This window comes from Paraburkholderia ferrariae NBRC 106233 (genome assembly GCF_000685035.1).
GTDB lineage: Bacteria > Pseudomonadota > Gammaproteobacteria > Burkholderiales > Burkholderiaceae > Paraburkholderia > Paraburkholderia ferrariae.
In genome coordinates, this window is sequence record NZ_BAYB01000069.1 from 1 (window position 1) to 9,651 (window position 9,651).

Consider the following 9,651-nt stretch of genomic DNA (forward strand, 5'->3'; position numbering starts at 1 on the left):
CCTGAGCACGACCAATAGCAATGTAGCCTCGCTCTCCACGGGCGTTGGTGAAATCTCGACGAGCCTAAGCACGACGAACAGCAACGTAGCCTCGCTGTCCACGGGCCTCTCGACGACGGCCAGCGACCTCCAGGCATCCCTGTCCACGGCGATCGCAGCGGGTACGTCTCACTACCTCAGCGTCAATGACGGCGGCACCGAGCAAGGCAACTACGCCAACGACGGCGCCACCGGCATCAACGCCCTGGCTGCTGGTCCGAACGCAACGGCAGCCGGCGCGAGCGCAGTCGCGGTTGGCAACGGCGCCAATGCGACCGGTAACAATAGCGTGGCGCTTGGCTCGATGGCCGCCGCACTCAACCCGGGCGACGTCGCACTGGGTTCGGGGTCGGTCACCGCTGCTGCCAATCGGGTTGCCGGTGCGACGATCGGCGGCCAGCCCTACCAGTTCGCTGGCTCGGAACCGAACTCTGTTGTGAGCATCGGCGCGCCGGGTGCGGAACGCCAGCTCACCAACGTGGCGGCAGGTCGGATCAGCGCAACGAGTACCGACGCTGTCAACGGCTCGGAGCTGTACGCCAATGTCGTGGCACTCCAAAGCCTGTCGACCACCGTCGCTCAAGGCTTGTCGACTTCCGCAAGCAACCTGGCATCGCTGTCGACGGGGCTGGATACGACCAACAGCAATGTGGCTTCGCTGTCCACGGGCGTGGGTTCCATCTCGACCGGCCTGAGCACGAGCGATAGCAACCTCGCTTCGCTGTCCACGTCGACCTCGACGGGCCTGAGCACGACCGAGAGCAATCTCGCCTCGCTCTCGACGTCGGTCAGCACGGGCGATACCGGTCCGGTCAACAACGAAGCAGGCACGGGCAACGATTCGACCGCAATCGGCGAGGGCGCAAACGCCAGCGGCGACAACTCGACTGCAACGGGTAGCGGCTCCAATGCGACGGGCGACAACTCGACCGCAACGGGTGGTGGCTCCACCGCCAGCGGCGACAACTCGACCGCAACGGGTGGTGGCTCCACCGCCAGCGGCGACAACTCGACCGCAACGGGTGGCAACTCCACCGCCAGCGGCGACAACTCGACCGCAACGGGTAGCGGCTCCACCGCCAGCGGCAACAACTCGACGGCAAACGGCGGCAACGCAAAGGCCAGCGGCGACGACTCGACGTCGCTGGGTTCGAACTCGACGGCTTCGGGCAATGGCTCGTCGGCCATCGGGTCCGGTTCGGCTGCATCCGGCGACGGCGCTTCGAGCCTCGGTCAGAACTCGACGGCTTCGGGTGCGAACTCGACCGCCATCGGTTCGAACTCGACCGCCTCGGGTAGCAACTCGGTGGCACTGGGCGCAGGCTCGGTTGCGAACGAGGCGAATACCGTGTCCGTGGGTAGCGAAGGCAACGAGCGTCGTATCACGAACGTCGCGCCGGGTGTCAACGGCACCGACGCGGCGAACATGAACCAGCTGTGGGGCGTGCAGTCGAGCGTCAACGACGTGGCCCGCAAGGCGTACTCCGGTGTCGCCGCGGCTTCCGCGCTGGCCATGATCCCCGACGTCGATCCGGGCAAGACGATCGCAGTCGGCGTGGGCGCTGCTTCGTATCAAGGCTATGCGGCCTCGTCGCTCGGGGTGTCGGTGCGGATTACCGAGAACCTGAAGGCTAAGGCAGGCGCCAGCATCAGCAGCGCCGGCAACGTCTACGGTGCGGGCGTCTCGTACCAGTGGTAATTGACCGCTAGCGGTAATGCCAGCCGGGCAGCACACGCAACGTGTTCTGCCCGGTTTCCCGTTCAACAATATCGGGCGCCGCCAACGCGGCATCCAGTTGGTGAAATCAACTCATGACGGCCATCCTGCGCCGCGTGTCGCTCGCCGGCGTCCCGACTGTTATCGAGGGCGCCGAGGTCCCGCACCGAAGCGATTGGGACATTTCGTACACGTCCGGGGCCCAACTCCAACTTAACAGCGGATAATCGAGCGTACGGTCCATGCGGCGACCAGGCCGGAGGCTTCGTTTGCTAACGCACGAGGTCAGGCAAGATGGTGAAAGCATATGGCTCGAACGCTGACCCGTGGCAGTCGAATACGCGAATGCCCACGCTGGCATGAACACGAACGCGAAACATTTATTGACGTTATCCGTCACCCGAAGCATTACAAGCCCTGCGGGACGCCGATGCGGCTCGCGAGGCGGCGACACCTCGAATTAGCGCAGGCGATAAGGCATGGATGAATTTCATGGCCCAACGCAAGGTGACTGAAATCCCCGATCAATTCGCCAAATGAGGAGCGGGGATGCGGCGATGATGCTGCACCGCGATGTCTATCGGGCATCGCTTTGAGCGCCCGCGACGGTGGCAGCGTTGCGGGGTCCAGCCCAACCTGAACCATAGCGATGTCAACATGAGAATCGGAATTTCAGTGCTCACGCACGCCTCCCAGAACATCTGGTCCAACGGCCTCGGCCAGAACGTGATTTTTCTCGCGCAACTCCTGCAGCGCGTGCCGTTCGTGACATCGGTCGTGCTGATCGACTGCGGGGATCAGGGGGCGATGCCGCCTCAGGTCGATATGGGCGATCTGGGTCTGCGCATCATGTCGATGCGGGATGCGACCGACGAAGTGGATGTCGTCATCGAGATGGCCGGCGCGCTCGACAGCAAATGGATCGACCTCATGCGCGCGCGCGGCCGCAAGGTCGTGTTTCACTGCTGCGGCCAGCCCTTTGTCGCGCTCGCGGAGCCGGTCGTCTTCAACAAGCAGTCCACCGCGTTGCGCCCCGATCGCTGCGACGAAGTCTGGTATTTGCCGAAGGACGAGGCGTTCGCGCCCATGCTGCGCACGATCCATCGTTGCGATGCCCATGCGGTTCCGTTCATCTGGAGTCCGCAGTTTCTCGAGGCGCGCGCGAAGGAGGTCGCCGAGACGGGCTATCGCTATGGCTACGTGCCGCGCGAGGCGTCGCCGGACGCCGCGCGGTCCGGTTGGCGCGTCGCCATCTTCGAGCCGAACATTTCGGTCGTCAAGACCAGCAGCATCCCGATGCTGGTATGCGACGAGGCCTATCGCGCCGACCGCGACAGCGTCCAGATGATGCACGTGCTCAACGCGCTACATATCAAGGATCATCCGACCATGCTCTATCTCGCCAATTCACTCGATATCGTGAAGACCCACCGCGCCACGTTCCATGGCAGGCACGATATCGTCGGCTTCATGGTGCAGTTCGCGGATGCGGTCGTCTCTCACCAATGGGGCAACAACCAGAATTACAGCTACCTCGACGCGCTCTACGGCGACTACCCGCTCATTCACAATTCGCCCTGGCTCAAAGATGTGGGCTACTACTACCCCGACTTCGACGCACAGGAAGGCGGCGCGCAACTGCGCCGCGCCGAGCAGACGCACGACACGGAATTGCCGGCCTACCGCGCCCGCGCGCAGCGCCTCTTCCAGACCGTCGATCCGCTCGCGCACCACAATGTCGAGCAGTATGCCGCGCGGCTGACGCATCTGTGCCGCGGCACCTCGAACCTCGCCGCAACAGGAGGCCGGGCATGACCACTACGCTATCCCCCCAGGCTCCCGGCGGCCGCGGCCTGCGCGTCGGCGTCTCCATCTTCGTGCGCAAGGGCGGCGGGCAGTCGATGTGGGAGAACGGCATTTTCCAGAACTGCCTGTTCCTCGTGATGCTGCTGATGCGCTCGCCGGTCGTGTCGGAAACCTTTCTCGTGGCCGGCGGCTCCGACGCCACGCCCGAGGACGCCAAAGACTTTCTCGCGGGCGCGCCGGTGCCGATCATCGACATGAACGAGGCTGCTTCGAAGCTAGACGTCATGATCGAAATGAGTGCCCAGCTCGCCAAAGAGTGGGTGGTGGCGTTCCGCGAGCGCGGCGGCAAGATCGTGTCGATGCGCGTGGGCAACGACTACGTGATCGACATCGAACGCATGATCTTCGACAGGCCGCAGGGCCTGCTGATCAGCGGTGCGCCGTATCATGAGGTGTGGACGCTGGCCGAATACGAGCGCAGTTGCAAACCCTACTATCAGAGCGCGTTTCGCGCGCCCGTGCGCTTGATGCCGCATCTGTGGAGCCCGCTCGTGCTCGAACGCGAGATGGCTCGCCAGCGTCCCGGCCAGCGCTTCGAATATCAGCCGTGGAAGCGGCGCTGGCGCGCCGGCATTTTCGAACCCAACATCTGCATGGTGAAGACGAGCTTCATCCCCATGCTGGTGTGCGAGGCGGTGCACCGGAAAAACGCCGATCTGCTGGAACAGGTGAGTGTCTACAACACGCTGCATTTGAAAGAGCACACGGGCTTCAGCAATTTTGCGCTCAATCTGGATATCGTGCGACACGGCATTGCCACGTTCGAAGGGCGCTTTCCGGTTGCCGAGGTGCTAACGCGAAACGTGGACGTGGTCGTCAGCCATCACTGGGAAAACGCGCAGAACTACGTCTATTACGAGGCGCTCTATGGCGGCTATCCGTTGATTCACAATTCGCATTTGATTGGGAATTGCGGCTACCGCTATCACGAATTCGATTGCGAGGAAGGTGGCCGTGTCCTCAATCAGGCGTTCGTCGAGCATGACCGGAATCTTGCCGATTATCGCGCGACGGCGAACGCGTTCTTGCGTACGCTCGATCCGGAAAGCGAGGAGAACGTGCGCACGTATGGCGAGGCGCTGGCCGCGCTCTACGCGAATTGATCGGACGGAGTTTCGTGGAAGGGAGGCCTGACCAGTATGCGTGCGTTGAAACAAGGGGTGACGATCGGCATCACGATCGGCCTGCATGCCGAAGGCGAAACCATGTGGAACAACGGCATCAAGCAAAATGCCGTGTACCTCGCGTTGGCGCTCGCGCAGTGCCCCGGTGTGGCGCGCGTGATGCTCGTGAACACCACAGCCGTACCGGTCACGCCGACTTTGCCGTGGGATCAACAGGTTCTCCCGACGCTGCAGTTCGACGTCGCCAAGGATCAGGTGGACGTCCTGATCGAACTAGGCGGCCAGATCGACGCCGCCGCAACGGATTACCTCAAGCGGCGCGGCGCTCGCCTCGTGTCCTATTGCTGCGGCTCCGAATACATTCTGGCAATGGAGGCCGTGCTGTTTCGCAAGCAGATGTGGGGCAGCAGCCTTTTCGTCAACCAGCGATACGACGACATCTGGATGATTCCGCAGATCGAGGTGAACCGCGCGTATCTGGAGGTGTTCCGCCGGCAGCAGGCGCGGGTGGTGCCGTTCGTCTGGAGTCCGATCTTCATGACGTCGCGACTCAAGGAATTTCCGCACATTCCAGCGGGCGGAGAATACCGTCCCCACACAGGACCACGGCGACTTTCCGTACTTGAGCCGAACATCAATATCGTCAAATTTTGTCTATATCCGGTGCTGATTGCCGAACTGGCCTTCCGGCAGCGCCCGGGCGATATCGAACGGCTGCAGGTGTGCAATGCCCTGCAACTCGCGCATGAAAGTCCCGAATTCGTCTCGTTGATGAATCAGCTCGATATCGTGCGCCAGCACAAGGCTGTATTCACGGGGCGCCATGAAACGCCGCTTTTTATGGCGGAGAACACCGACATCGTGATCTCGCATCAACTGGAAAACCCCTTGAACTACCTCTACCTGGAGGTGTGCTGGCAGGGCTATCCGCTGGTGCATAACGCGTCGCTGTGCCCGGACCTGGGCTACTACTACGAAAACAGCGACGTCGAAGCCGGCGCTCGCCGGTTGATCGAAGCGTTGACGACGCACGACAGTCAGGCCGGCTGGTACCGCGAGCGGCAGCGGACACGGATCGCCCGGCATCTGCCCGACCATCCGCAAGTCGTCGCGACGTACGCGGCACTGCTCGACGACCTGTTGAGAAGGCCGATTCGGTAGCGGACCGCCGACACCAGCCAGGTCATGCACTTTTCCGTTGCGAAATCCGGTTCGATTCAAGTATCAAAACGTATGCCGCATACCGACCTCACCAGAGAGCGTCGTCCCGTTTGCAGGAGAGAAGAGAGCGTTATTCACCTGCAGACCCGTATGGATCAGTCCGTGATTATCGACAATACCGAACTCGGCATACACGGAGGTCTGCTTCGAGAAATAGTATTCCGTGCCCAACTCGCCCATAACTGAGTGATTCTGGGTGTGGTCGCGGTCGCTCGTGAATGTCACTTCGGTGTTGACGTACCAGTATGGCTTGAGCGAGTAGAGTACGCCGGCATTGTAAACGTCGTAATTGACGTACTGAGCAACCTTGTAGCTCGTGAACGACGCCTTGGTCGTCAGGCCGCCCGCATAGTAGCCGAAGCCGATGGTCTTTCCGACGAATGGCTCGAGTGCATAGTTCGTGAGACTGAATTTGTCGTTCAGGCCGTTACCGTCAAAGAAAGCGGCATTGACCATGAAGCCGCCGGTTTCGTACTTGAGGCTCATCGAGTACTGCCTGCCGGCCTGGAAGTCGCCGGCTACGCCGCCGAGCGCCAGCATCGCGCTGCCCGACAGGCCAGCGATCTTCGGACTCGTATAGCTGATGGCATTCGAAACATACGTACCGGTAGCTAGCGCATTGTCGGAGTAGCCGACTTCCTGTGAGCCGAAGAACGCGAGGGAAAGGACGTCGGAGTCCTGAATCGCGTACTCGAACGGGGACATTTGCAGGCCAAATCTAAGCGTACCCGCCGGGCTTTCGAGGCCCACCCAGGCCTGGCGGCCGAACAACCCGCCGTTCGAGTCCTGGAAGCCACCGTTAGCGAGGTCGATCCCGCTCTCGAGCTTGAAGACGGCCTTGAAACCGCCCCCAAGATTCTCCGCGCCCATTACACCGAAAATGGATGGACTCATACCACCATTCACCATGGAGAATTCGTGCGGACCGTTTTTGCCTGTCAAGTTGTTGTAGGTCCGGTCGGTGTAGAGAAGTCCCGCGTCCACGATGCCATAGAGCGTGACGCTGCTTTGTGCTTTTGCGGCTCCGCACACGACCAATAGTACGCAAACGGTAATCCCTTTCGTCAATCGCTTATGCTTCAATTTGATCTCCTCAATGAATTTAATGTGCTACGTCTTTTTCGAAAAACAGAAGCCTGTATGAGGTCGATCATCCTGATGATCGACGACCGGAAGAACGTCAGGTTCGCGACGGGTGAGCGGATCTAAGCCTGCGGAAGCGGTGGCCTGGGCCACGTTCGCTGTTCAGGGCGCAGGGTTTCCCACGTGCGGGCAGCGCGCAGTACGCCCAGATCATCGAAGCGTCGTCCGGCAATCTGGAGGCCGATCGGCAGGCCATTCGCCGTATAGCCGCAGTTGATCGAAGCAGCGGGTTGCTCGGAAAGGTTGAAAACCATCGTGAAAATCGACTGCTCGATCGGACTGAGTCCTTCCTGATGGATGTGGGTTTCATGAGCGCCGAATGCCGGCTTCGCGCACGTTGGTGACAGTATCAAGTCGTAGTCGCGCGTGGCCGATACCGTGGCAGCGCGCACGGCCAACATCTGGGCATGGGCGTTGTAGACGGCCGCACCGCTGATTCCCGCCGCGGAATCCGCCAGTTTGCGCACGACTTCCGACGCCAGTGCGCGCCGCTCTTCGGGCAGGGCTTCAAGTTCGCTACGCATGCGTGCGCCCCAGAAGCGACTCACGCTTTCCAGTGTGCCGCGCTTTATCCACGGACTCACCCATTCGACGTGCGCGCCTTCGGCTTCGAATCGCGCGGCGGCGCTTTCAATTGCCGCGTACACCTCCGGGTCCACGTCCACATCGTTGCCGGGATCGAGCCACAGTCCGATCCGCATGCCACTGAGGCTGCCCGAAAGAGAGAGCCACGGGATGTCCTGATACGGCAGACTCATGTGGTCTCGTGCGTCCGGCCGAGAAAGCACGCTCATCATGAGTGCTGCGTCAGTCACGGTGCGCGTGATGGGGCCGGCCACGCGGCCGGTATAGGGCGGGTCGATGGGAATGCGCCCGAGTGACGGCTTGAATCCGAATACGCCACAGAAGCTCGCCGGAATACGTACCGATCCGCCGATATCCGAGCCCAGATGGAGCGGCCCATACCCCGCGGCTGCGGCGGCCCCGGCCCCTGAGCTCGAACCGCCGGGATTGCGGTCGAGATTCCAGGGGTTGCGGGTTAGCGGATGGAAGCTCGAATGCGCGGCCGCCAGCATGCCGAAGTCAGGCATGGTGGTCTTGCAGAGAAACACGGCACCCGCTTCGCCCAGGCGCGCAACAGGCGGCGAATCCTCGGTAGCCGGGATCAGCGGTGTGGCCGCGCTCCCCAGAGGGACGGGCAAACCGCGCGTCGCGAAGTTTTCCTTGATGGTGACAGGTACGCCGTCTAGCGGACCCAGCGGGGCATCCCGCAACCATCGTGCCTGTGAGGCATGCGCCATAGCGATCGCGACCTCGGGATCGAGTGCCCAGGTGGCGTGGATGTGCGGCTCCCACGCATCGATGCATTCGATCACAGCCTGAGTTACCTCCACCGGGGAGAGCGTCTTGCGCCGGTATTGATCGGCAAGACTGATGGCATCCAGCGCATGAATTTCATTCATAATTTCGTTATGCGAAATAAAAGTAGCGATATTTGGGGTCGATTCAGAAAACGGAATTTAAAGCACGCTAAGGAATGCTCGATCCAGCAACGGCGCGGCTTTGCGTGTGGCGTCTGCCGCTGGAAGCGGCGTTTCGGCTGTTCTCGAAACTCGGCAGTCTCGGCGGCTCGATTCGAGAGCGGTTTTCGAGAACGGGACGGACAAGGCCAGCACTGGCGCGGCCCGCATTCTCACGGTGGCTTCTTGAAAATGATCGTTTGCGAGAGCGGTGGCCATGCCAATGGCTTAACGTACTTTATTTTCCGTTTTCTGAGACGTCCCCCTCAAGAGCGCGCGGGCGTGGCGGCTGAAGATGGCGCTGCGCGCGGTGTACGCACGGGCCACAGCGCACAACAGCATCGAACAGGCCGCATCCGACCTCAGGGCCTGGCTGAGCTGGGCGCGGCGCTGTCGGCTCGAGCCGTTCAAGAAGCTGGCCGCCACGCTCAAGGAGCGGTTCGACGCGGTGGTGCGCGGCATGGTCGATCACCGCAGCAACGCCTTCGTCGAGGCGATGAACGGGCTGCTGCAGCAGGCCAAGCGCGCCGCGCGCGGCTTCAGGACGAGCCAGAACTTCATCGCCATCGCCTACCTGCGCATGTCCAAGCTCAAGCACCTGCCGGCCAGCCCGTTCGCGCCAGCCATGCCGACATGACGCGAAGCGTTTCCACACAAAACGGCATAGAGCCGTTACCCACCGCCCTCCTTAGGGGTCTCCTCGTTTTCAGTGCAATAAGTGACGGTACGAAAAGCTAGCACTGGCGCGGAGGTGGTGTTGGTAGATCGTTGATTTCATTGACTTTCCTGTTCACTTTCAAATCTGCGATTCGTGGCGTCAAACCGTGGTCGGTTTCATCCATTGGTGCCAGTTATCGATGCATTTGGCCGCGAAGGCAGGATTTGGTCAGCATAGCGGTCAACCGGGAAGCGAAACACACCCCGCAAGTTGATGCTCTCCAGCCTGGTGGGCGCAATCTTCCCGATCAGTTCCGGTGGAATGACCTGGCGGCGGTTCGACCAGCGATCCAGGACCGCCTGC

The 9,651-nt window shown here is 61.5% G+C and carries 7 protein-coding genes and 1 pseudogene; 5 read left to right on the plus strand and 3 right to left on the minus strand.

What is annotated here, in order from left to right; translation table 11 throughout:
* The 4 genes from BFE01S_RS41640 to BFE01S_RS36365 form a co-directional block, all read left to right on the plus strand.
* On the plus strand, positions 1-1,738 hold a 1,738-nt coding region (locus BFE01S_RS41640; protein WP_042340028.1), incomplete at its 5' end, for a YadA family autotransporter adhesin.
* A 675-nt stretch (positions 1,739-2,413) separates the two neighbouring features.
* Positions 2,414-3,571 carry a DUF2827 domain-containing protein gene (locus BFE01S_RS36355; protein WP_028229673.1) on the plus strand — a complete coding sequence of 386 codons (1,158 nt, stop codon included), beginning with the start codon at positions 2,414-2,416 and terminating at the stop codon, positions 3,569-3,571.
* Positions 3,568-4,725, plus strand: coding sequence for a DUF2827 domain-containing protein (locus BFE01S_RS36360; RefSeq protein WP_028229674.1), 1,158 nt, complete (start codon positions 3,568-3,570; stop codon positions 4,723-4,725). Before BFE01S_RS36355 ends, BFE01S_RS36360 begins: the two co-directional genes overlap by 4 nt.
* A 36-nt stretch (positions 4,726-4,761) precedes the next feature.
* A complete protein-coding gene (locus BFE01S_RS36365; protein ID WP_028229675.1) occupies positions 4,762-5,907 on the plus strand; it encodes a DUF2827 domain-containing protein in 1,146 nt (381 codons plus the stop codon).
* A 63-nt stretch (positions 5,908-5,970) separates the two neighbouring features.
* Here the strand turns inward: BFE01S_RS36365 and BFE01S_RS36370 are convergent, their stop codons facing one another.
* Together BFE01S_RS36370 and BFE01S_RS36380 are read right to left on the minus strand one after the other, a co-directional pair.
* Positions 5,971-7,050 carry a porin gene (locus BFE01S_RS36370; protein ID WP_245621290.1) on the minus strand — a complete coding sequence of 360 codons (1,080 nt, stop codon included), beginning with the start codon at positions 7,048-7,050 and terminating at the stop codon, positions 5,971-5,973.
* Positions 7,051-7,172: 122 nt separating this feature from the next.
* Complete coding sequence (locus tag BFE01S_RS36380; protein ID WP_028229677.1) at positions 7,173-8,573, minus strand: amidase; 1,401 nt, start codon at positions 8,571-8,573, stop codon at positions 7,173-7,175.
* A 322-nt stretch (positions 8,574-8,895) separates the two neighbouring features.
* On the opposite strand from BFE01S_RS36380, the pseudogene BFE01S_RS36385 reads away from it, so the two are divergent.
* A pseudogene (locus tag BFE01S_RS36385) lies at positions 8,896-9,267 on the plus strand (transposase); the annotation flags it as partial.
* 197 nt (positions 9,268-9,464) lie between these two features.
* Here the strand turns inward: BFE01S_RS36385 and BFE01S_RS43780 are convergent.
* The coding region (locus tag BFE01S_RS43780) for a hypothetical protein (protein WP_139235519.1) at positions 9,465-9,651 on the minus strand (187 nt) is incomplete at its 5' end.